Annotated in this window: 21 protein-coding genes; 9 read left to right on the forward strand and 12 right to left on the reverse strand. The window is 62.9% G+C overall.

Translation table 11 applies throughout. The features are described 5' to 3' along the window. Positions 1 to 93 precede the first annotated feature (93 nt). From H7995_RS11695 to H7995_RS11705, 3 genes are read right to left on the reverse strand one after another with little or no spacing between them, the layout of a single operon-like run. On the reverse strand, positions 94 to 915 hold the full coding sequence (locus tag H7995_RS11695) for a M23 family metallopeptidase (protein WP_166592552.1): 822 nt from the start codon (positions 913 to 915) through the stop codon (positions 94 to 96). 3 nt (positions 916 to 918) lie between these two features. Continuing rightward, positions 919 to 2,298 (reverse strand): exodeoxyribonuclease VII large subunit, encoded by a 1,380-nt coding sequence (gene xseA, locus H7995_RS11700; protein WP_166592570.1) that lies wholly within the window; start codon positions 2,296 to 2,298, stop codon positions 919 to 921. Positions 2,299 to 2,341: 43 nt separating this feature from the next. Next, positions 2,342 to 3,238, reverse strand: a complete 897-nt coding sequence (locus H7995_RS11705) for a LysR family transcriptional regulator (RefSeq protein WP_166592553.1) — start codon at positions 3,236 to 3,238, stop codon at positions 2,342 to 2,344. A gap of 99 nt (positions 3,239 to 3,337) precedes the next feature. On the opposite strand from H7995_RS11705, the gene H7995_RS11710 reads away from it, so the two are divergent. From H7995_RS11710 to tadA, 7 genes are all read left to right on the forward strand, one after another. Further along, positions 3,338 to 4,105 (forward strand): sulfite exporter TauE/SafE family protein, encoded by a 768-nt coding sequence (locus H7995_RS11710; protein WP_185818395.1) that lies wholly within the window; start codon positions 3,338 to 3,340, stop codon positions 4,103 to 4,105. Positions 4,106 to 4,268: 163 nt separating this feature from the next. Continuing rightward, entirely contained in the window at positions 4,269 to 4,817 is a 549-nt protein-coding gene (locus tag H7995_RS11715) for a sugar ABC transporter ATPase (protein WP_166592555.1), read from the forward strand. Between the two features lie 116 nt (positions 4,818 to 4,933). Continuing rightward, positions 4,934 to 6,403, forward strand: a complete 1,470-nt coding sequence (gene guaB, locus H7995_RS11720) for an IMP dehydrogenase (protein WP_095166020.1) — start codon at positions 4,934 to 4,936, stop codon at positions 6,401 to 6,403. Positions 6,404 to 6,502: 99 nt separating this feature from the next. After that, complete coding sequence (gene guaA / locus H7995_RS11725; RefSeq protein WP_166592556.1) at positions 6,503 to 8,080, forward strand: glutamine-hydrolyzing GMP synthase; 1,578 nt, start codon at positions 6,503 to 6,505, stop codon at positions 8,078 to 8,080. Between the two features lie 267 nt (positions 8,081 to 8,347). After that, entirely contained in the window at positions 8,348 to 8,905 is a 558-nt protein-coding gene (locus H7995_RS11730; RefSeq protein WP_185818396.1) for a hypothetical protein, read from the forward strand. 151 nt (positions 8,906 to 9,056) lie between these two features. Further along, positions 9,057 to 10,433 carry a multicopper oxidase family protein gene (locus H7995_RS11735; RefSeq protein ID WP_182342163.1) on the forward strand — a complete coding sequence of 459 codons (1,377 nt, stop codon included), beginning with the start codon at positions 9,057 to 9,059 and terminating at the stop codon, positions 10,431 to 10,433. Next, positions 10,433 to 10,930 carry a tRNA adenosine(34) deaminase TadA gene (tadA, locus tag H7995_RS11740; protein WP_166592558.1) on the forward strand — a complete coding sequence of 166 codons (498 nt, stop codon included), beginning with the start codon at positions 10,433 to 10,435 and terminating at the stop codon, positions 10,928 to 10,930. The genes H7995_RS11735 and tadA overlap by 1 nt, the downstream gene beginning before the upstream one ends. A gap of 26 nt (positions 10,931 to 10,956) precedes the next feature. On the opposite strand, the gene cmoB is transcribed toward tadA, so the two are convergent. The 7 genes from cmoB to H7995_RS11775 form a co-directional block, all read right to left on the reverse strand. Beyond that, the gene (gene cmoB, locus H7995_RS11745; protein ID WP_166592559.1) at positions 10,957 to 11,913 is read right to left on the reverse strand and encodes a tRNA 5-methoxyuridine(34)/uridine 5-oxyacetic acid(34) synthase CmoB; all 957 of its coding nucleotides are present in this window, start codon (positions 11,911 to 11,913) and stop codon (positions 10,957 to 10,959) included. After that, the gene (gene cmoA, locus H7995_RS11750; RefSeq protein ID WP_166592560.1) at positions 11,910 to 12,653 is read right to left on the reverse strand and encodes a carboxy-S-adenosyl-L-methionine synthase CmoA; all 744 of its coding nucleotides are present in this window, start codon (positions 12,651 to 12,653) and stop codon (positions 11,910 to 11,912) included. Before cmoA ends, cmoB begins: the two co-directional genes overlap by 4 nt. Before the next feature lie 211 nt (positions 12,654 to 12,864). Further along, entirely contained in the window at positions 12,865 to 13,515 is a 651-nt protein-coding gene (locus H7995_RS11755) for a lysoplasmalogenase (RefSeq protein ID WP_166592561.1), read from the reverse strand. A 2-nt stretch (positions 13,516 to 13,517) separates the two neighbouring features. Beyond that, a complete protein-coding gene (locus tag H7995_RS11760; RefSeq protein ID WP_166592562.1) occupies positions 13,518 to 13,910 on the reverse strand; it encodes a protease inhibitor I42 family protein in 393 nt (130 codons plus the stop codon). A gap of 169 nt (positions 13,911 to 14,079) precedes the next feature. Further along, complete coding sequence (gene lon, locus H7995_RS11765; RefSeq protein WP_244647699.1) at positions 14,080 to 16,506, reverse strand: endopeptidase La; 2,427 nt, start codon at positions 16,504 to 16,506, stop codon at positions 14,080 to 14,082. Positions 16,507 to 16,801: 295 nt separating this feature from the next. Next, a complete protein-coding gene (locus tag H7995_RS11770; protein WP_182342156.1) occupies positions 16,802 to 19,210 on the reverse strand; it encodes a glucose/quinate/shikimate family membrane-bound PQQ-dependent dehydrogenase in 2,409 nt (802 codons plus the stop codon). 211 nt (positions 19,211 to 19,421) lie between these two features. Then, complete coding sequence (locus tag H7995_RS11775; RefSeq protein ID WP_166592565.1) at positions 19,422 to 20,804, reverse strand: carbohydrate porin; 1,383 nt, start codon at positions 20,802 to 20,804, stop codon at positions 19,422 to 19,424. Between the two features lie 278 nt (positions 20,805 to 21,082). Here H7995_RS11775 and H7995_RS11780 point away from each other — a divergent pair, with 278 nt between their 5' ends. Together H7995_RS11780 and H7995_RS11785 are read left to right on the forward strand one after the other, a co-directional pair. Beyond that, entirely contained in the window at positions 21,083 to 21,313 is a 231-nt protein-coding gene (locus tag H7995_RS11780) for a VF530 family protein (RefSeq protein WP_095166001.1), read from the forward strand. A gap of 9 nt (positions 21,314 to 21,322) precedes the next feature. Then, complete coding sequence (locus H7995_RS11785; RefSeq protein WP_166592566.1) at positions 21,323 to 21,979, forward strand: Pr6Pr family membrane protein; 657 nt, start codon at positions 21,323 to 21,325, stop codon at positions 21,977 to 21,979. Between the two features lie 28 nt (positions 21,980 to 22,007). Here H7995_RS11785 and H7995_RS11790 read toward each other — a convergent pair whose 3' ends face one another. Continuing rightward, complete coding sequence (locus tag H7995_RS11790) at positions 22,008 to 22,784, reverse strand: siderophore-interacting protein (protein ID WP_185818397.1); 777 nt, start codon at positions 22,782 to 22,784, stop codon at positions 22,008 to 22,010. Further along, a complete protein-coding gene (locus tag H7995_RS11795) occupies positions 22,781 to 23,359 on the reverse strand; it encodes a PadR family transcriptional regulator (protein WP_182342150.1) in 579 nt (192 codons plus the stop codon). Before H7995_RS11795 ends, H7995_RS11790 begins: the two co-directional genes overlap by 4 nt. Between the last annotated feature and the right edge of the window lie 4 nt (positions 23,360 to 23,363).

The following is a 23,363-nucleotide window of genomic DNA, read 5'->3' on the forward strand; positions in this document are numbered from 1 at the left end:
TTCAGGGTGCTTCTTCGCTGTCTTTGGAATTGTCATCGCGGGCAAGCGGAGCGCCGCCCGGCCCGCGATGAGGCCGCTAGCCTCGCCCATGCATCAGGGCTGGAATGCCCCAATGAAAATCGCCGGGTCAACCCGCGCATCATTCAGGCTGATATTCCAATGCATGTGCGGACCGGTCGCGCGGCCGGTGGCGCCGACCTTGCCGACCACGGCACCACGTGCCAGCGACTGGCCGGGCTTCACGTCGATTTTCGACAGGTGGCAGAACATGCTGATGAAGCCCTGGCCGTGGTCGACGAACACGGTATTGCCGTTGAAGAAGTAGTTACCAATCAGGATCACCTTGCCATTGGCCGGGGTCTTGACCGGGGTCCCGGCCGGGACGGCGAAGTCCAGGCCTGAGTGGGGATTGCGCTCTTCACCGTTGAAGAAACGGCGTACGCCGAACTTGCTCGACAGTGGTCCGTTGACCGGTTTGTCCAGCAGCAGGTTGCTCGGGATGTTCGGGCTGAAGGTGCGGTACGCCTGGATCTGCTCGGCCAGTTCGGCCTCGATGCGCTTGAGGTTGGCCGGGTTGGGATTGACCTGCTGGGTGTTTTTCAGGGTGATGCGTTGTTCCGGGTACTTCTTGTTACCCACCGTAAAGCTCAAGTTGCGTCCCGCGCTGCTGATTCGCTGGGTCCCCGGCTTGACGGTCAGGGGCACCCCGACAATGGCCAGCCAATTGTTCTGTTCCTTGACCACCAGCACCGGCTTGCCCTGGTAGCTGGCTTTGGGCGCCTGTGCCGCAGGGCCGAGGTCGACCACCGCCACACCGCCGGGTACCGGCTTGTTCAGCAGGCGGGTGATGTAACTGTCGGCGTGGGCGTTGAAGGTCAGGCATAACAGCAGCAGCGGAGCAAAAAAACGCGGCATCGATCAATCCAGTAAAGAAAGGGTGACAGGTGTCAGGTGATTGTCTTCGACCCGCACCTGCAATTGGCCTTCGCCCAGCCTGGCTGTCAGGCGCTGGCCGGTATGGGTTTGCCCGGCGCTGCGGATCGCATTGCCGCGTTCATCGAGCAAAATGCTGTAGCCACGGGCCAGGGTCGCCAGCGGGCTGACCACTTGCAGGGTCTGGACCTGACTTTGCAACAGCAGGCGCCGCGACTTGAGCCCTTCACGCATGGCCCGGGGCAGGCGTTCGGCAAAACTGTCCAGGCGCTGGCGCAGCAATGCCAGTTGCCGCCCCGGATGTTGCCCGGCGAGGCGGGTTTCCAGGCGGATCAAGCGTTCACGGCGGGTGTTGAGGCTGCGCTCGAAGGCTCGGCGCAGGCGCATGTCCAGGTCGTCGAGGCGTTGCGCTTGTTGGCGCAGGCGTTCACCCGGGTGACGCAGGCGCCGGGACATGCCTTCCAGGCGCAAGCGATCGCGCATCAGGCGGTCGCGCATTCGCATCACCAGGCGTCGATGCAGGCTTTCGACCCGGCGCAGCAGGTCGCTGGAGTCCGGTGCCAGCAGTTCGGCGGCGGCCGACGGCGTGGGCGCGCGGACGTCCGCCACGAAGTCGCTGATCGACACGTCGGTTTCATGCCCGACGGCGCTGACGATCGGCGTGACGCAGGCATCCACGGCGCGGGCCACGGCTTCCTCGTTGAAGCACCAGAGGTCTTCCAGCGAGCCGCCGCCACGGGCCAGGATCAAGGCGTCGAAGCCCCGGGCGTCGGCCAGTTGCAGGGCGCGGACAATCTGCGCGGTGGCTTCGCGGCCCTGCACGGCGGTGGGGATCAGGGTCAGCGACACCTGGGGCGCACGGCGGCGGAACACGCTGATGATGTCGCGGATCACCGCGCCGGTGGGCGAGCTGATGATGCCGATGCGCTGCGGGTGGGCCGGCAGCGGTACCTTGCGCTCGGCGCTGAACAGGCCTTCGGCGCTGAGCTTTTCCTTCAGCGCATCGAACGCCAGGCGCAGTGCACCCTCACCGGCGGGCTCGACGGTGTCGAGAATCAGTTGGTAGTCGCCGCGCCCTTCAAACAGCGAGACCTTGCCCCGCACCTTGACGGCCAGGCCATCCTTGAGTGCCTGGCGCACCCGCGCGGCGTTCTGCCGGAACAGCGCGCAACGCACCTGGGCACCGCTGTCCTTGAGGGTGAAATACACATGACCAGACGCCGGGCGGGCGAGGTTGGAGATTTCGCCTTCGACCCAGATGTTGCTGAACACGTCTTCGAGCAGCACCCGCGCGCGGCCGTTGAGTTGGCTGACGGTGAGGACTTCGCGGTCCAGGCCGAGTCTTGCAAAGGGATCTTTAATCATGGGGCGCATGATAAAGGCAATCTTGCGCCTAATGCACGATCCCCTATGCCGGCCGGCTCATGTGTTCCACGAACTGCTGAACCAGCGCGGTGGGATCTTGCCGGCAGGCGAGGGCGACACTGCTGTAGCAATCCGGGTCGGCCAGGGGCAGGAAGTGAATGTCGGGCGGCGCGATGTCCTGCATCGATTCAGGGAGCAGGGCAATGCCGAACCCAGCCTGGATCAATTGCAACTGAGTGGTTTTGCGCGACACCACCCGCGCGGCCTTGGGAAAGAAGCCCTGGCGCATGCACAGCTCGGCAGACAGGTAACTCAAGCCGCCGCGTTGCGGGTGAGGAATGGAGATGAACGGCAGCTCCTTCAGTTGCCCCAGCCCGATGCCCTGTTCAGGCGTGTTGCGCGCCAGTGCATGCCCAGGCGGCACCGCCAGCAGCAAACGTTCGCGATACAGCTCGATGATCTGTACCCCTTCGCGCTGGCGCAGCACCGGCAAGCGCAGCAGGCCCACGTCCAGGCGACCCTCGGCGAGTTCCTGCAACTGGGCCTCGGAGGACAGCTTGACGATGTCCATCGACACATCGGTCTGCTGCTCCAGATAAGCGCTGATACCGCCCAACACCCGGCCGCTCATGGGAACGGTGCTGGAGTGACTCAGGCGCAAGGTGCCGAGTTGGCCGTTGCCGACCTGGGTCGCCATCTCACTGGCCTTGAGCAGTTCACTGAGCAGGCTTCTGGCACGAGGCAGGAAGGCCTGGCCGGCGGCGGTGAGCCGTGGCTGGCGTGCGGTACGTTCGAACAGCGGGGTCTGCAGGCGGTTCTCCATGTCCTTGATCTGCCGGCTCAGGGCTGACTGGGCGATGAACAGACGTTCGGCAGCGGCACTGAAACTGCCGCACTCGGCGATTTCCACGAAGTAACGCAATTGACGAGTCGAAAGCACGAGCCATGCCTTTTTGAGATGGATAGAGGGTCGGGAAGATATTAGTCGCAATGCTGCAGGCTGGCTAAAGTGATCAGCGCTAAATCAAGGAAAGCCCTGATGAACCTGATCGAGTTGTTGCAACAATGGCCATTTGGCGCCACGGACTGGCTGATCATCGCCCTGGCAATCAGCCTGGCCTATATCGTGTTTGGCATTGCCGGTTTTGGCACGGCCCTGGTGGCGGGGCCGATCCTGATCCTGTTCATGCCGCTGTCGAAAATCGTGCCCTTGCTGGTGCTGCTGGATTTTGTCGCAGCGTTTGGCAACCTGCTGCCCTCGCGCCGTGACGTGGCCAGGCCCGAGTTGTTACGCCTGCTGCCGTGCATGGCGCTGGGCTGCACCCTGGGGGTGATCTTCCTGCTGAACCTCAAGTCCGACCTGTTGCTGCTGTTGATGGGCCTGTTCATCAGTGCCTACGCCATGTACAGCCTGTGGGTGAAGGTTCGCCCAACGCAGTTGGCCGCCGGTTGGGCGATCCCCATGGGCACGGTCGGTGGCTTGTTTGGTGCGTTGTTCGGCAGTGGCGGCTTTCTATATGCCATTTACCTCAACAGCCGCCTGCCCAAGGACGCCGCCCGCGCCACGCAAAGTGCCCTGATCAGTTGCAGCACCCTGGTGCGCCTGAGCCTGTTCCTGATCGCCGGGGTCTACGCCGAGCTACCCTTGTTACTGTTGGCCCTGTGCCTGTTGCCGGCCATGGCGCTGGGATCGTGGATCGGCCTCCGCCTGGCCCTGAAGTTGTCCCGCGAGGCCTTTGTGCGGTTGGTGACCTGGCTGGTGCTGGCCAGCGGGATTGCCTTGCTGACCCGCTACTTCAGCACTTGACCTGAGTCTGTCAGGGATTAAGCTGCCGGCCGCAAATCCTGTGGGAGCGAGCCTGCTCGCGATGAGGCCATACAGCCAACATTGATGTTGCCTGATCCGCCGCCATCGCGAGCAGGCTCGCTCCCACAGGTCAATCTTTCAGTATTTGTACCAGGCCTGCCCCATGAACTCGCAAAGCATCCTCGTCCCGAAAATCTCCACCCTGCCGGTGCACGAACCCCGGGCGCGGGCGATTGTGCGGTGGCTGGTGCGCAAGAACATCATCGAAGAACAACTCACTACCTGCGGGCGTACCGGCAATCGCATGGCCCACGCCATCGCCCCCGGCGCGCGGGAGGTGGTGCTGCACCCGCAGGCGTTGCCGTTCGGTGAGCCGATCAATGGCCTGGAGATCATCACCAAGCGCTGCATCTATACCCCCGCCAAAGGCTTTCTCGAGGAGGCCGGCTGCGCCGAGTGCCGCAAGGAAGTGGGCGAGGCATTGTTCGAAAGCCTGGAAGACTGGATGCCTGGGCGCACCGACAACTTCATCTGCCCCGAGTGTGGGCACGAAGATGACATCAATGGTTTTCTGTTCTTGCAGGAGTGCGGGTTCTCCAACCTGGGCTTCATCTTCAACAATTGGGCCGAGGCCGGGTTCAAGCAGAGTTTTATCGACGAATTTGCCGAGTGGCTGGACTTGCCTGTCAGTTGGGTCAAGGTCGAGTTATAGGCGGCAACAACCCCCGTCGATCACTGCGTCGATAATAGACAGAGTTTTACATTGAACCGCAGGGGGTGTCTGACTATAATGTCGCGCTTCCAATTTCCCGCTCGGGAGCCCCCGCGATGCTGCGTATCAGCCAAGAAGCTCTGACCTTCGACGACATTCTTTTAGTGCCCGGTTATTCCGAAGTACTGCCTAATGAAGTCAGTTTGAAGACCCGCCTTACCCGTGGCATCGAGCTGAATATCCCACTGGTTTCCGCCGCCATGGACACCGTCACTGAAGCCCGTCTGGCAATCGCCATGGCTCAGGAAGGTGGCATCGGCATTATCCACAAGAACATGACCATCGAGCAGCAAGCTGCCGAAGTGCGCAAGGTCAAGCGTTACGAAGCCGGTGTGGTCAAGGACCCGATCACCATCGAGGCTGACGCCACCGTTCGCGAACTGCTCGAACTGACCGGTCTGCACAACATCTCCGGTGTTCCTGTGCTGCACGATGGCGACCTGGTCGGCATCGTCACCTCCCGCGACGTCCGTTTCGAAAACCGTATGGAAGCCACTGTCCGTGAAGTGATGACGCCTAAAGAGCGCCTGGTCACGGTCAAGGAAGGCGCCGACAAGAACGACGTGCGTGAACTGCTGCACAAGCACCGCATCGAGCGCGTGCTGATCGTCGACGACAAGTTTGCCCTCAAAGGCATGATGACCGTCAACGACATCGAAAAAGCCAAGGCTTACCCGCTGGCCAGCAAGGACGACCAAGGTCGTCTGCGTGTGGGCGCTGCCGTCGGTACCGGTAAAGACACCGGTGATCGCGTCGCGGCCCTGGTCAACGCCGGCGTTGACGTGGTGGTGGTCGACACCGCCCACGGTCACTCCAAAGGCGTGATCGACCGCGTGCGTTGGGTCAAGCAGAACTTCCCGCAAGTCCAGGTGATCGGCGGCAACATCGCCACCGGCGCCGCTGCCAAGGCCCTGGCCGAAGCAGGCGCGGATGCGGTCAAGGTCGGTATCGGCCCTGGCTCGATCTGCACCACCCGTATTGTCGCGGGTGTCGGCGTGCCGCAAATCAGCGCCATCGCCAATGTTGCCGCTGCCCTTGAAGGCACCGGCGTGCCGTTGATCGCCGATGGTGGCATCCGTTTCTCCGGTGACCTGTCCAAGGCTATCGTGGCCGGTGCTTCCTGCGTGATGATGGGCTCGATGTTCGCCGGTACTGAAGAAGCGCCAGGCGAGATCGAACTGTACCAGGGCCGTTCGTACAAGGCTTATCGCGGCATGGGTTCGCTGGGCGCCATGTCCCAGGCACAAGGCTCCTCCGACCGTTACTTCCAGGACTCCTCGGCAGGCGCCGAGAAACTGGTTCCGGAAGGCATCGAGGGCCGTGTCCCGTACAAGGGCACCCTGAGCGCGATCATTCACCAGTTGATGGGCGGTCTGCGTTCCTCGATGGGCTACACCGGCAGCGCCGACATCGAAGAAATGCGCACCAAGCCTGAGTTCGTGCGGATCACCGGTGCCGGCATGGCCGAGTCCCACGTCCACGACGTGCAGATCACCAAAGAAGCGCCAAACTACCGTGTAGGTTGAGGCTTCAGGCAAATCATCAAGCAACCGGGGCTGTTTTATTCAGCCCCGAGTTGTTTCTGAATCAAGACTGTTTCTGAATTACTAAGACGAGACTGAATCATGGCCCTCGACATTCACGCTCACCGCATCCTGATCCTCGACTTCGGTTCCCAATACACCCAACTGATCGCCCGCCGCGTGCGTGAGATCGGCGTGTACTGCGAACTGCACCCGTTCGACATGGACGATGAAGCGATTCGCGAGTTCGCTCCCAAAGGCGTCATCCTCGCCGGCGGCCCCGAGTCCGTGCACGTCGCCGACAGCCCGCGCTGCCCGCAAGCGGTGTTTGACCTGGGCGTGCCGGTCTTCGGTATCTGCTACGGCATGCAGACCATGGCTGAACAGCTGGGTGGCAAGGTCGAAGGTTCCGAGCTGCGTGAGTTCGGTTATGCCCGCGTTGACGTAGTCGGCAAGAGCCGCCTGCTCGACGGCATCGAAGACCACATCGACGCCGACGGCCTGTTCGGCCTCGACGTGTGGATGAGCCACGGTGACAAAGTCACCAAGATGCCGGAAGACTTCCACATCCTGGCCAGCACCCCGAGCTGCCCGATCGCCGGCATGTTCAACGACGAGCGCGGCTACTACGGCGTGCAGTTCCACCCGGAAGTGACCCACACCAAGCAGGGCGGGCGCATCCTGTCGCGCTTCATCCTCGACATCTGCGGTTGCGAAGCCCTGTGGACGCCGTCGAAGATCGCCGAAGACGCCATCGCCAACATCCGTGCCCAGGTTGGTACCGACAACGTACTGCTGGGCCTGTCCGGCGGTGTCGACTCTTCCGTCGTTGCTGCGCTGTTGCACAAGGCCATCGGCGACCAACTGACCTGCGTCTTCGTCGACAACGGCCTGCTGCGTCTGCACGAAGGTGAGCAAGTGATGGCCATGTTCGCCGAGAACATGGGCGTCAAGGTGATCCGTGCCAACGCCGAAGAGCAGTTCCTCAACAACCTGGCTGGCGAAAGCGACCCAGAGAAGAAACGCAAAATCATCGGCCGTACCTTCATCGACGTGTTTGATGCCCAGTCCAACAAACTGGACAACATCAAGTACCTGGCCCAGGGCACCATCTACCCGGACGTGATCGAGTCGGCTGGCGCCAAGAGCGGCAAGGCCCACGTGATCAAGTCGCACCACAACGTGGGCGGCCTGCCGGAAGAAATGAACCTCAAGCTGGTCGAACCTCTGCGCGAGCTGTTCAAGGACGAAGTCCGTCGTCTGGGCCTGGAACTGGGCCTGCCGTACGACATGGTCTACCGTCACCCATTCCCAGGCCCGGGCCTGGGCGTGCGGATCCTGGGTGAAGTGAAGAAGGAATACGCCGACCTGCTGCGTCGCGCGGACCACATCTTCATCGAAGAACTGCGCAAGGCCGACTGGTACCACAAGGTCAGCCAGGCATTCGTGGTGTTCCAGCCGGTGAAATCGGTCGGTGTGGTCGGTGATGGCCGTCGTTACGCCTGGGTCGTGGCCCTGCGTGCCGTGGAAACCATCGACTTCATGACCGCGCGTTGGGCACACCTGCCTTACGAACTGCTGGAAACCGTCAGCGGCCGCATCATCAATGAAATCGAAGGCATCTCCCGCGTCACCTACGACGTGTCGAGCAAGCCGCCGGCGACTATTGAGTGGGAATGATTGGATGTCCGGCACTGACCGGCACCCACTAGCAAGAAACACCCTGAAGCCCGCGTAAGTGCGGGCTTTCGGCTTTTTGGGTGTGGCAAATTCTGGCAGCTTTGTGTATCGCCAAGCACTGTCCTACTGCCCTCCGGGATCGTCCCTCCAGTGCCGGGACTAAAACCTGCGCTCGGTGTCAGGGTATCGACAGCCGGGTCAATTCCAGGAACTTTGGCTCTGCAAGTGGCTCTACTCAGGCCTACTTCTAGCTTGTTCAGGGATCGAATGAAAACCTCTTTGGCTTTTCCGTTAGCAATCACTTTCGCGCTTGTCATGACCGGCTGCAGTAGCCGCCAGGCGGGTGATTTGACTTCAGAGCCGGTAGTTCCACTGGTCATGAATGACCATCAAGCCAGCATGACTTTCCGAACCATAGGCGGCGAGGGTGATCATCCTGTCAGTTACACGTACGGCTATGCCAATGCTGGATTTCAGAGCGCGGGTGATCGGGTTTATGACTCCGCTTACTTCAAGCGCATACCGGCTTATCTGAAGAAAATCGCCGGTGGTACCGACAGCATCAGTCAGCTGGTCGAGGCTGACAAAACCGTTTACGTGGAAGGGGAGGTCAAGGCCAAATCGTTTACCTTGAACGGTATTCCCATGCCTACGCCGTTCGACAAGGAGCAGCCTGCTGCGCAGCAATTCACGCCGCACGCCAAGAAGAATTACCTGGTTGAAACCGTGATCGCCGACACGTGGGTCATGAGCGTGTACGAAGTCAGCGCAACCGGTGAGCGCAAAACCATTGGCGTTCGAAAAGTCGATAGCGCCGCAAACTGACCGCGCAGGGAGCTCATGGGTAGCCGCCAACCTGGCCACCCTGCGTCCCGTAGTCACGTGCGCTTTGCTGTTTCTTTCACAATTGCGGGTGTATCGTATTCGCCTTTTGCGGGCCCTGGGCCTGCGGCAGATACGTGAGGTAGTTGAGTCCATGTCCTTTACCCGTCGACAAATACTCGGTGGTCTGGCCGGTCTGGCAGTGGTTGGCGTCGGGGTCGGTGGTGCATCGCGTTACTGGCTGGGGAAAGTGGCGGACGCCAACGCGGGTCATGATTACGAACTGATTGCCGCGCCGCTGGACGTGGAGCTGGTGCCCGGGCACAAGACCCAGGCCTGGGCCTTTGGCCCTTCGGCGCCAGGGACCGAACTGCGGGTGCGCCAGGGTGAGTGGCTGCGGGTGCGTTTCATCAACCACCTGCCGGTGGCGACCACCATTCACTGGCACGGCATCCGCCTGCCGCTGGAGATGGATGGCGTGCCCTACGTCTCGCAACTGCCGGTGCTGCCGGGCGAGTATTTCGACTACAAGTTCCGCGTGCCGGATGCCGGCAGCTACTGGTACCACCCCCATGTCAGCAGCAGCGAAGAGCTGGGCCGTGGGCTGGTGGGACCGTTGATTGTCGAGGAGCGCGAGCCCACCGGGTTCAAGTACGAACAAACCCTGAGCCTGAAAAACTGGCACATCGATGAACAAGGCAACTTTGTCGAGTTCAGCATCCCCCGGGAAGCCGCCCGTGGCGGTACGGCGGGGCGCCTGTCGACCATCAACGGTGTGCCGTTGCCCGTCATCGACTTGCCCGCCGGGCAGATCACCCGCGTACGCCTGCTCAACCTCGATAACACCCTGACCTATCGCATCAATATTCCCGGCGTCGAAGCGCAGATCTACGCGCTGGACGGCAACCCGGTGCAGCCGCGCCCCCTGGGCAAGGAATACTGGCTGGGCCCGGGCATGCGCATCTGCCTGGCGATCAAGGCCCCGCCGGCAGGCACCGAGTTGTCCCTGCGCAACGGCCCGGTACGCCTGGGCACCCTGCGGTCGGTGGCCAACACGGACGCGCCGGGTGAGTGGCCGCCGGCGCTGCCCGCCAACCCGGTTGCCGAGCCGGACATGGCCACTGCGCAGAAGCTCAACTTCAATTTCGAGTGGGTCGGTTCGGTCTCGGTCAATGTCGAAAACGGCAAGCCCCCCAGCCTGTGGCAGATCAACGGCCAGGCCTGGGACATCACCGACAAGACCTGCGCCGACCGACCGATTGCTACGCTCAAGCTAGGCCAAAGCTACATTTTCGAATTGAAGAACATGACCCAGTACCAGCACCCGATCCACCTGCACGGCATGAGCTTCAAGGTCATTGCCTCGAACCGGCACAAGGTCATCCCGTACTTCACCGACACCTACCTGCTGGGCAAGAACGAGCGCGCGCAAGTGGCGTTGGTGGCGGATAACCCGGGAGTGTGGATGTTCCATTGCCATGTGATCGACCACATGGAAACCGGCCTGATGGCCGCGATCGAGGTGAAGTGATGCGCCAGATTCGTCCGACCGCCATTATCGACCGCAGCCGTGACCAGCACTTCATGCGCGAAGCCCTGCTGCTGGCGGCCCAGGGTGCCGCCCTCGGCGAGGTGCCGGTGGGGGCGGTGCTGGTGCAGGAGGGGGAGATCATCGGGCGCGGCTTCAACTGCCCGATCAGTGGCAGCGATCCCAGCGCCCACGCCGAGATGGTCGCGATCCGCGCTGCCGCCCAGGCCGTGAACAACTATCGCCTGCCCGGCAGCACCCTCTACGTGACGCTGGAGCCGTGCAGCATGTGCGCCGGGCTGATCGTCCATTCCCGCATTGCGCGGGTGGTGTATGGCGCGCTGGAGCCCAAGGCCGGGATCGTGCAGAGCCAGGGGCAGTTTTTTACCCAGGGCTTTCTCAACCACCGGGTGTTGTATGAAGGTGGTGTCCTGGCCGAGGAGTGCGGGACGGTGTTGAGTGAGTTCTTCAAGGCCCGGCGCGCCAAGCCAACAAGCTAAAAAACAACGAACTGTGTGGGATTGGCTTACTTCTTCGCGACAATCACCGCGCGCATTGGCGCTGGCAGCCCTTCGATGGTCTTGCTGTGGTCATCCGGGTCGAGGAAGTCGCTCAGCGACTGATACTTCATCCACTCGGTGGCGCGTTGTTCCTCGATCGTGGTCACGCTGACATCGACGCAGCGCACGTCGCTGAACCCGGCGCGGCGCAGCCACAGCATCAGCGCCGGTACCGAGGGCAGGAACCAGACGTTGCGCATCTGCGCGTAGCGGTCTTCCGGCACCAGCACCTGCTGCTCGTTGCCTTCGATCACCAGGGTTTCGAGCACCAGTTCTCCGCCCTTGACCAGGCAGTCCTTGAGCGCCAGCAAATGCTCGATCGGCGAGCGGCGATGGTAGAACACGCCCATGGAGAACACCGTGTCGAAGCCTTCCAGGTTCGCTGGCAGGTCTTCAAAGGGGAACGGCAGGTGCCAGGCATTGGGTTCGGACAGGTAGCGCTGCACCGCCTGGAACTGGCAGAAGAACAGCCAGTTGGGGTCGACGCCGATCACGCTGTCGGCCCCGGCGCCGAGCATGCGCCACATGTAATAGCCGTTGCCGCAGCCGACATCGAGGATGCGTTTGCCCGCAAGGTCCAGGTGCGGGGCGACCCGCGACCATTTCCAGTCCGAGCGCCATTCGGTGTCCACGTGCACGCCAAACAGGTCGAACGGGCCCTTGCGCCACGGCGACAGGCCCATCAGCGCGCTGCGCATCTGCGCCCGGGTGGCGTCGTCGCACTCGGTGTCCAGGGCAAGGCCATTGAGCAGGTCGACCGTGCTGGGCTGGATCTTCGGCAAGGCATCCAGCGCGCTTTGCCAGCGCTCCAGGTCACCGTGGCCTTTGTCCATTTTCACATCGAGTTGCGCTTGCAGGGTGTTGGCCCAGTCGGCCAGCGGTGTGCCGGCCAGGCGGCGGGCGAGGGGAGACAGATCAATCATGGCAAGGCAATCAACGAGGCAAAGTTAAGACACTGGAACCACGGCACGACTTTCGAGAACCCGGCGGCCAGCAGGCGTTCGGTGTGTTCTTCGAGGCTGTCGGGCTTCATGACGTTTTCGATGGCGCTGCGCTTCTGGGCAATTTCCAGTTCGCTGTAGCCGTTGGCGCGCTTGAAGGCGATGTGCAGGTCGCCGAGCAACTGGTGCTCCTGGGCATCGGCAAAGCGCAGTTTTTCCGAGAGGATCAGCGCCCCGCCGGGCAACAGCGACTGACGGATACGGCCGAGCAAAGCCAGGCGTTGTTCGGGGGCGATGAACTGCAGGGTGAAGTTCAGCGCCACCACCGAGGCCGGTTTGAATTCGAGGGCGAGGATGTCACCTTCGATCACCTCCACCGGCAGCAGCTCCTGGAACATCGAGTCCTGGCCGTTGAGGTATTCGCGGCAGCGCTCGACCATGGCGGCGGAGTTGTCCACCGCGATCACCCGGCAGCCCTCGGTGCGCACATGCCGGCGCAGGGCCTGGGTGACCGCGCCGAGGGATGACCCCAGGTCGTACAGCACGCTGTCCGGCTGGGCAAACTGCGCCGCGAGCACGCCGAGGTTTTCGACAATGGTCGGGTAACCCGGCACCGAGCGCTTGATCATGTCCGGGAACACCCGCACCACATCCTCGTTAAAGGCGAAGTCGGGTACCTGGGCCAAAGGCTGGGCGAAAAGGCGGTCGGGTTCTTTGCTCACGGCGGTTCCAGCGGCGGTATTGGAAAGGGCCGGCATTTTAGCCAAGTTGGCGCGCAGATGCGCGCCTTGTCTGATAAAGCGCCCTGGCAGAAGAAACAGCGTCCTTGTAGCCGCTGCCGCAGGCTGCGTTGGGTTGCGCAGCAGCCCCGGCATTGTCAGCCTGAACGAACGTCCTGCGGCCGTCGACGCAGCCTCGCGGGCTCGAGAGCTGCTACAGGTCGCGTTCCGGGCGGTGGCTTTGGTGAAACGCCGACGCGGCGATGCCCCATTGCCCCAGCCAGTAACTGAGGATGATCACATAGGGCGCGGCCGCGAAGGGCAGGGCAAAACGGTCGATGCCGATCACGCTGTCGGAGAACACGAAGGCCAGGGCGCCGCCGGCGGCCAGCAGTGCCGAGCGTTTCGGCACGTCGGTGCCCAGACGGGCCAGGGCGCGCCAGAGCATGGCGCTGATGGCCGTGCCATAGACGATCACCGGAATCAGCAACGGCCCCAGGCCATGGGCAATCAGGATTCCCAGTAGCAGGGCGCCGACCAGCAGCGCCAGCAGCAACGGCCCGGGGGCCAGGCGCCGGCAATCGCTCAGGTACGCCTTGAGGTAGGCCAGGTGGGCCACCAGGAACGCGCCGAGGCCGAACACGAACAAGTCGCCGGGCCAGGCCAGCAGCACGTCACCCAGCAGGGAAAAGATCAGGCCCAGGCTGACCCAGCGCCGATAGTCGCTGGGCGGTGCATCATGCAGCCAGCCCAACAGCGCCAGTACCGGCAGCGGCTTGACCAGCAGGCACAACAGCTCGGCATGCACACTCACTCCGTAGAGGAACGTGACAGCACCCATCAACGCCAGAATCAGCCAGCCCATGTTCAGTTCACCACGATTGCGCAGTCGAAAATGTCTACCGGATCGACTTCCGGGGCCCACGGCTGCTGTGAGGTCAGGCGCAGGCGCCCGTTACCGCTGGTGAACGCCTGGAAGCGCCAGGTCGATAGCCCCGCGCTGCCCACAAGGCCGCTGTTTTCCGGGTTGGTGTAGACCTCGGGGCTGATGGCCCGCAACACACCGCCGGCTGAATCCTGGATCGCCCAGCGATACCCGGTGGTCGGGTTGCTCGGCAGGGTCAGGATCAGGTTTTGCCCCGTGTGCAGTTGCACCGGGCATTGGCTCTGCTGCTCCACCGTCAGGTTCTGTTTCGGCTGCGAGGCGCAGGCCGTCAGCAGGGCAAGGCTCAAGGGCAATAGCAGGCGGGCGGGGGACATCAAGTCAGGCACTCCGGAATTCGCGACGAACGGCGAGCATAACCGAAGATGAGACAAATTGTGACCGTCAGGCCTGGATTGGGATGTCAGTGCCGCCGCCATCGCGGGCGAGCCCGCTCTCCCACAGGGATGTGGGAGCGGGCTTGCCCGTCCAGGCGCTACACAGACCTCAGAACAACACCTTGGCCACGTCGGCAAACCGCTTGGCAAAGTGCACGGTAATGCCTTCCTTCAGGTAGTCCGGCAATTCTTCGAAGCTGCCACGGTTGGGTTCCGGCAGGATCAGTTCGTGGATCTTCTGCCGGCGTGCGGCGATCACCTTTTCGCGCACCCCGCCAATGGGCAGCACGTGCCCGGTCAGCGTCAGTTCACCGGTCATGGCCACGCCTTTTTTCGGCGCCTGGTTACGTGCCAGGGAGAGCAGGGCGCTGGCCATGGTCACGCCGGCACTCGGGCCGTCTTTCGGGGTGGCACCTTCCGGTACGTGCAGGTGGATGAACGCTTCGTCGAAGAACTTGGCGTCGCCACCGAACTGCTTGAGGTGCGAGCTGATGTAGCTGTAGGCGATCTCGGCCGATTCCTTCATCACGTCACCCAGTTGCCCGGTGAGCTTGAAGCCCCGGTTGAGGGTGTGGATGCGGGTGGCTTCGATCGGCAGGGTGGCGCCGCCCATGCTGGTCCAGGCAAGACCGGTGATCACCCCGATGCCCGACAGCACCTGCTCATTGCGGAACACCGGCATGCCCAGGGAGGCCTCGAGATCCTTGGGGCTGATCTTGATCACCTGCTGCGGATCGTCCATCAGCTTGACCACCGCCTTGCGCACCAGCTTGCCCAGCTGTTTCTCCAACTGGCGCACCCCGGCTTCGCGGGCATACCCATCGATCAGGGCCTTGAGCGCGCTGTCGCTGATGGACAGGCTGGTTTTCGCCACGCCGGCCTTGTCCAGTTGCTTGGGCCACAGGTGGCGCTTGGCGATGGCGACTTTTTCTTCAGTGATATAGCCGGACAGGCGAATCACTTCCATGCGGTCGAGCAACGGTCCGGGGATTGAATCCAGGGTGTTGGCGGTGCACACGAACAGCACTTTGGACAGGTCCAGGCGCAGGTCCAGGTAGTGGTCGAGGAATTCCACGTTCTGTTCCGGATCGAGGGTTTCCAGCAACGCCGAGGCCGGGTCGCCCTGGTAGCTCTGGCCCATCTTGTCGATCTCGTCGAGCATGATCACCGGGTTCATCACTTCGACGTCTTTCAACGCCTGCACCAGCTTGCCCGGCAGGGCGCCGATGTAGGTGCGGCGGTGGCCCTTGATCTCGGCTTCGTCACGCATGCCGCCGACACTGAAACGATAGAACGGCCGCCCCAGGGATTCGGCAATGGACTTGCCGACGCTGGTCTTGCCTACGCCCGGCGGGCCCACCAGCAACACGATGGAGCCGGCGATCTCGCCCTTGTAGGCGCCGACCGCGAGGAATTCGAGGATCCGGTCCTTGATGTCATCGAGGCCGGCGTGGTGTTTGTCGAGCACCTTGCGGGCGTGCTTGAGGTCGAGCTTGTCTTCCCCGTACACGCCCCACGGCACGGCCGTCGCCCACTCCAGGTAGTTGCGGGTCACGGCGTATTCGGGGGAGCCGGTCTCCAGGATCGACAGCTTGTTCATTTCCTCTTCGATGCGTTTTTGCGCCTGGGGCGACAGGACCTTGCCCGTCAGGCGTTGCTCGAACTGTTCGACGTCGGCGCTGCGATCGTCCTTGGTCAGCCCCAGCTCCTGCTGGATCACCTTGAGTTGTTCCTTGAGGAAAAACTCGCGCTGGTGCTCGCCGATCTTGCGGTTCACTTCCGCGGAAATTTCTTTCTGCAGGCGCGCGACTTCGACTTCCTTGCGCAGCATCGGCAGGACTTTTTCCATGCGCTTGAGCATGGGCACGCAGTCGAGCACTTCCTGCAACTCGTTACCGGTGGCCGAGGTCAGGGCGGCGGCGAAGTCGGTCAGTGGCGAGGGGTCGTTGGGGCTGAAGCGGTTGAGGTAGTTCTTCAGCTCTTCGCTGTACAGCGGGTTGAGCGGCAGCAGTTCCTTGATCGCGTTGATCAGCGCCATGCCGTAGGCCTTGACCTCGTCGGTCGGCTCGCTTGGCTGGTGCGGGTATTCGACTTCCACCAGGTACGGTGGGCGATGGTGCTTGAGCCAGGTGCGGATGCGCACGCGGGTCAGGCCCTGGGCGACGAACTGCAGCTTGCCGTTTTCGCGGCTGGCGTGGTGGACCTTGACCAGGGTGCCGTACAGCGGCAGGGCGCTGGTGTCGAAATGCCGTGGGTCTTCCTGGGGGGTGTCCATGTAGAACAGCGCCAGGGAGTGGTGCTCGGACTTGGCGACCAGGTCCAGGGTCTCGGCCCAGGGTTCTTCGTTGACGATCACCGGCAGGACTTGCGCGGGGAAGAATGGCCGGTTGTGGATCGGGATGATGTAGACCTTGTCCGGCAGGTTCTGCCCGGGCAGGGCCAGGCCTGTGCCGGCGGCGTGGTGTTCGGGGTGTTCGGCGTTTTCCGGGTCGGCGTATTCGCTGGGGTCTTCGGGGAATGCTTGCTGGTCGCTCATGGGGCACCTGCGCAATGGAGTATGGGAGTTAGATGGGGCAGGTGGCGGGTGGTTTCAATGGTGGGGGGAGTTTGTTTGGTAAGCGGGTTGTTACTTGCGGGGGCTGTGTGCAGATCCGTTGTTGGGGTGATGGCGGCTTACCGGCCGGCCTGGCTTTTCCTGGTGTACGAATTTCCCTTGTAGGAGCGGGCGCCCGCTTGCGGGCTTGGCAGCTGCTACACGGTTTGTGATGTGGGTAGGCACAAAAAAGGCGACTACCCTGCGGTAGTCGCCTTTTGTTCACGGCCGATGCAGCTTATTTCGGCAGTTTGTAGGCGATGACGTAGTCGCCCATTTTGGTGCCCAGGGAGCCATGGCCGCCTACGACGAGCAGGACGTATTGCTGGCCGTCCTTGCCGGTGTAGGTCATTGGTGTGGCCTGGCCGCCGGCTGGCAGGCGGGATTTCCACAGTTCCTTGCCGGTGTTGACGTCATAGGCGCGCAGGTACTGGTCCAGGGTGCCGCTGAGGAAGCCGACGCCGCCGGCAGTGACGATCGAGCCGCCCATGCTTGGTACGCCGATCGGCAGGCCGATGGGCAGTGGCGAGCTGTCGCGGCTGGTGCCGTTCTTGCGCTTCCACACCACTTTGCTGGTGGTCAGGTCGATGCCGGCCACGTAGCCCCAGGCTGGCGCCTGGCAGGGTACGCCGAACGGCGACATGAACGGGTGCATGATCACCGCGTACGGCGCGCCGGTGTTCGGTTGCACACCCGCGGTTTCGCTCTCGCGCTTGCTGTCGGCCGCCACTTGGGCGCGCGGCACCATTTTCGAGACGAAGGCCATGTAGTTCGGGCTGGTGAACAGCATCTGGCGCACTGGGTCGACCGACACGCCGCCCCAGTTGAACACACCGACGTTACCCGGGTAGATCAGGCTGCCCTGTTCCGACGGTGGGGTGTATTGGCCTTCGTAGCGCAGTTCCTTGAACTGGATGCGGCACAGCATCTGGTCGAACGGGCTGGCGCCCCACATGGCTTTTTCGGTCAGTTCCGGAGCCAGCAGGTTGAGGTCCGAACGGGCCTGGGTCGGTGCGGTGCGATCGCCCGGTACCGCGCCTTGCGGAACCGGGATCTCACGAATCGGCACGATCGGCGTACCGTCGCGACGGTCCAGCACGTACAGGCTGCCCTGTTTGGTCGGTGCGATCAGCGCCGGCTTGATGCCGTCGGCGGTTTTCATGTCCAGCAGGGTTGGCTGGCTGCCAACGTCCATGTCCCACAGGTCGTGGTGGGTGAACTGGTAGTTCCAGCGCACCTTGCCGGTGGCCAGGTCCAGGGCCACCAGGCCGGCGCTGTATTTCTCGGCGCCCGGGGTGCGGTCGGCGCCCCATTGGTCTGGGGTCTGGTTGCCCAGTGGCAGGTAGACCATGCCGAGTTTTTCATCGACGCTGGCCAGCGACCACATGTTCGCCGAGTTGCGGCTGTAGTGTTCGCCCGCTGGCAATGGCTCGGTGGCGTCCGGGTTGTTGCTGTCCCAGTTCCACACCAGGTGACCGTCGCGGACGTCAAAGGCGCGGATCACGCCGGACGGCTCGTTGGTCGACTCGTTGTCGGTAACGTGGCCGCCCATGATCACCAGGTCACGGGTGATGGCGGCTGGCGAGGTGGCGTAGTAGCCGCCCGGGGTGAACGGGCCGATACCGGTGGTCAGGTCGACCACGCCCTGGTTGCCGAAGCCTTCGCAGACCTTGCCGGTGTCGGCGTTCAGGGCAATCAGGCGCGCGTCGGCGGTCGGCAGGTACAGGCGGCGAGGGCACGCCTGGGCCACGGCCTTGCCGGCGTCGGAGATCACGGCCGAAGACGCGCCAGCGGCTGCGTAGGCGTTTTCGTCATAGTAGGAAACGCCACGGCAGGTCATGTGGGCGAAACCCTTGAAGCCGACCGGGCTCTTGATCTGCGGGTCGAAGCGCCAGATTTCCTTGCCGGTGTCCGGGTCCAGCGCCAACACCTTGCTGTGGGCGGTGCAGGCATAGAGCATGCCGTTGACCTTGAGCGGGGTGTTTTCGTTGGTCAGCTCGACCGGGTCGCCAGCGGTTGGCAGGTCGCCGGTGCGGATGCGCCAGGCTTCCTGCAGCGTGCCGACGTTGTCCGGGGTGATCTGCTTGAGCGGCGAGTAGCGGTCACCGAACTCGGTGCGGCCATAGGCCTGCCAGTCACCGTCAGGCATGGTCGGTGCTGTACTGGTCATGTCGGCACTGTCGCGCCCCAGTTCGCCGAACACTTCGCCCGGGTGGGTGAATTGGCTGCCCAGGGCCGCGGCGCCGGCCAGGACCACGGCCACGCTCAAGGCTGCGGTGCCCAGCGGCGCAGGGCCCTGGCGCAGCAACGGACGGCGGAACCACGGCAGCAGCAGGACGATGCCGAGGGCGAACCACAGCGACAGCCGCGGCACCAGTTGCCACCAGTCCAGGCCCACTTCCCACAACGACCATGCGGTACTGGCCAACAGCACCAGTGCATACAGGCCCAAGGCTGCACGACGGCCGGCCAGCAGCAGAATGCCGGTCAGCGCCAGGCCGATACCGGCCAGCAGGTAGTACAACGAGCCGCCAAGCATGCTCAGCTTGATCCCCCCGGCCAGCAAGGCCAGGCCCATTAGCAGCAGCAGGATGCCGAGCAGGCTCGGCATCAGGCGGCTTGGACTTGAAGCACCTTCAGTGCTCATAGTGCGATTCTCCGTGACGTTTTAAGTAGCCTTGCGCAAGTTCACTGTAGATGAGGATCGTGCGCGGGCGTGGTTCAGATAAAAACGGTGATCCCTGTAGGAGCGAGCCTGCTCGCGATGGACGTAAACGATGACGTTGGGTGCCTGACACCCCGCGTAGCTTTCGGGTTCATCGCGAGCGGGCTCGCTCCTACAGGGTTTGTAGCGCGGGTCAGAACGACGACTGCACCTTGATACCGCCGATCAGCGCGTCATCCACCTCGTTCACGCCACCGGGATGGCGGATGTACTGCAGGTTCGGGCGCACGGTCAGCCAGTTGGTCAGGTGCACGCCGTAATAGAGTTCGGCGCTGTATTCGGTGTCTTGCGGTGGCAGGTAGGCCGGGTTGTCGTAATCGAACACCGCGCGGGCCTGGTTGCTGGCCTCGGCATTCTTGCGATAGGCCGGGTTGACGTGGACGCGGGCCATGGCAAAGCCGATGTCATCCTTGGCGCGGGCATCGAACAGGCCTTTGTAGACCAGGCCTGCCTGCACATAGTTGTCGATCGCGTTGGTCTTCTTGTCGTGCATCGTGCCGTTGGCGAACAGGCTCAGGCCGCGCGAGTTGTCGCTGGCCACGCTGCTCACTTGCTGCTGGATGCCCAGCCACACCCCATGTTTGCTCGACGAGCTGCGATAAGCCTCGCCGCTGAGGGCGGCGCTCTGGCCATTGCTGTCCTTGTAGACGTCGCTGGCCTTGGCGCTGCTGTAGTAGTAACCGGCGCGGTATTCACCCGGCAGGCCGTTGAATTTCGGCGTCCACACCAGCTCCACCGGGACCACGGTGCCCTGGGTACCACTGCCGCTGAGCTTGAAGCCGTTGTCCTTGTCCAGGTTGGACGGGTTCTGCTCGTAGGCGCCGATCTGGGCGTAGACCTCCGGGCTCAGGTGGTACTTGACCCGCAGTGCCCACTGGCTGACCGGCCAGTTGTACCAGATGCCGCCAGCCCAGTTGCCGACCTGGGAACCGCAGAACGCCAGGTTCTGGAAGTCGCAGGGGAAGCTGTTGAAATCTTCGCCTTCGCCGAACCGACCGGCCTTGATATCGAGTTTCTGGTCGAGGAATTTCTGCTGGTACCACATCTGCGTCAGGCGTGTGGTCTGGCCCCGGCCCCAGACTTCCTGGGCCGACGTGAAGCCGCCGACCCGTGGATCGTTGATCCGGTCGTTGCTGATGTTGTTGCCGCTGCGCTTGGTGATGGTCAGTTGAAACTCGGCGTCGTCCCAGCCGAGGATCTTTTGCAGGTCCAGGTGAGTGCCCAGGCCAAACTGGTCGCTGTAGCGCGCAGTGCGATCGTCGTCGTAGCCACCGTGCAGGTTGCTGCCCATTTCGCCGGTGTAGTCGAGCTTGAAGTCGTAGCCTTTTTGCGCAAGCTCGGTGCGCGTGCCGTTCCAGTCGCCGAGCATCCACGGCGATTGGCTATCGAACGCCGCAGCGGCCTGAACGCAGTTGGCAAGACCCAGGGCGGTGAAGCCACCGATCAGGTTCAGGGTTTTACGGCGCGCAGCCGGTGTTGAGACAGCGCTGTCTCGGAAGATCTGCAAGTAAGGCATAAAGAAGAAATTCTGGGTCTTTTTCTAAGGGAGTGAGCTGCAGGGCAGGAGCAAAGGCCGGCAGCGGAAGCGTTTCAGCTTAAGGGCGTAAGGATAATGATCTGTTACAAATAGAGAAAGTGCTTTTCTCGACATGCTTCCTTTCGGATTCGGTAACAGTCGTCCGTGGCCGCTCAGGTGACCTACATTTACCCCTGAGCGCACAGAATCCTTCCACCCGCTGTCCCCCTCGGCTAAGGTGCGCGCCTTCCCATCCTGATTAGGTTCAAAGGCCCGGCATGACCGAACACACCACCGACCCGCTGCATGGCGTGACGCTTGAACAGATCCTCAACGCGCTGGTTCAACACTACGAATGGTCGGGGTTGGCCGAGCGTATCGATATTCGCTGCTTCAAGAGCGACCCGAGCATCAAGTCGAGCCTGACTTTCCTGCGCAAGACCCCCTGGGCCCGCGAGAAGGTCGAAAAGCTGTACGTGAAGTTGATGCGCACCAAACGCCCGCTCTAAGGAGTGTCCATGGCTGTCGAGCTGACGCGGGGTTCGCCCGTCGAACGCCAATGCATTCGTCTGGCGGCCGTACTCGGTTGGCTGGGCCTGAGCATCCAGCTGTACCTGGTGTTTTATGGACGCTGGAGTGTCGAGGCCAGTCTGCTGGGCGGCCTGGTGAGCTACTTCAGCTACTTCACGGTACTGACCAATACCCTGGTGGCCGCCGTGCTGACCAGTGCGGCCACGACCCGAGAGTCCCGCGGCCGGACGTTTCTGTTGCAACCGTGGGTCAGCAGCGGCATTGCGGTCAGCATAAGCGTGGTCGGCCTGGCCTACAGTCTGTTGCTGCGCCACCTGTGGCACCCGCAGGGTTGGCAGTTGATCGCCGATGAGTTGCTGCACGACGTGATGCCGCTGCTGTTTGTGCTCTATTGGTGGCGTTGCGTACCCAAGGGCCACTTGCGCCTGGGGCATATCGGCCTGTGGGCAATCTACCCGCTGCTGTACTTTGCCTATGTCCTGCTGCGGGGGCGCTCGCTGGGGATTTACCCTTATCCCTTTGTGGATGTGGAAAAGCTTGGTTATCCCCAGGTGTTTCTCAACGCCTCGGGGATCCTGCTGGGGTTTGTGGTGGTGGCGCTGGTGGTGCTGGGGTTGGATCGCTGGCGCGGATCACGCCCCTAGCCTCGCAGGCTCGACAGCTGCGAACGGCTCAGTGGGGATCGAGCTGCCAGTAGCCCACGGCTTTGACGAACTGCTGATCCAGACCCTTGTCGTCCAGCAGCACCCGGCGGATCTGCCGTGAGGCCTTGGCTTCGGTGGCGATCCAGGCGTAGAGCTGGCCCTGGGGCAGGACCAGTTGCTGCACGGTGGTCAGCAGGTGATCCTTGCCACCTTCACGCAGGACCCAGATCACCTCGACCTCGGCCGGGCTGTCGAGCACTTGCTGCTCGGCGCCATTCTCGATCTCCACCACCACCAGTGCCCGGCGATTGGCCGCCAACCCTTCCAGGCGACGAGCAATGGCGGGCAGGGCGGTTTCGTCGCCGATCAGCAGGTAACTGTCGAAAATGTCCGGCACCACCATCGAGCCGCGCGGCCCGGCAATGTGCAGGAATTGGCCGGGTTGGGCCTGTGCCGCCCAGGTCGATGCAGGGCCGTCGCCGTGCAGGACGAAATCAATGTCCAGCTCCAGGGTGTCCAGGTCATAGCGGCGCGGGGTGTAGTCGCGCATCGCCGGCTTTGGCCCCTGTTCGCTATTGGCCCCCAGTTCGAGCGTTTCCAGGGCAGCCTGTTCCTCGGCATTTTGTGGGAACAGCAGTTTGACGTGGTCATCCGTGCCCAGGCTGATGAACCCGGCCAGCTCTGGCCCGCCGACGGTGATCCGGCGCATGCGCGGCGTCAGGTCGACGGCCCGCAGTACCTGCAGGCGGCGGCGTTTGATTTCGTGCATGACGCGGTGGATGGTCTGGGTGATCACTTCAGTCATTGCGCGTTCTCCTGAGCCGCTGGTGTCAGCGGGCCATCGACTATGGCTTTGGCGGTGTTGTTGAGCAGGTCGCGGACCCGCAGGATTTCTTCCGGGCTCCAGCGGCCATGGTGCATCTGCAGGGCATGGCGCAGGTTATGCACCGCCTCGTGGATCTCGGCCGGGCGGTCGTGGCCGCGCAGCGAGCGCTTGCTGACTTCAATGCGCATGCGCACGCCGTCCAGGGCAATCGCCTGTTCGCCCAGCGACTGGCGCCCGGCGTCGGTGATGGCGTAGCGTTTTTTTCCGCCGTCGGCGTCGCCCAGGATCAGTTCGCTTTCTTCCAGGAAGGTCAGGGTCGGGTAGATCACCCCGGGGCTGGGGCTATAGGCGCCATCGAACATGCTTTCGATCTGGCGGATCAGGTCATAGCCGTGGCAGGGCTGTTCGGCGATCAGCGCCAGCAACAGCAGTTTCAGGTCGCCAGGGGCGAATACCCGGGGCCCACGGCCACCGCGTTCGCGGCCCGGGCCAGGGCGTTTTTCGAAGCCGTCGCGACCGTCGGAGTGTTCGCGGTGGGAATGATGGTCTCTCATTTTT

The organism is Pseudomonas kielensis, assembly GCF_014236655.1.
GTDB lineage: Bacteria > Pseudomonadota > Gammaproteobacteria > Pseudomonadales > Pseudomonadaceae > Aquipseudomonas > Aquipseudomonas kielensis.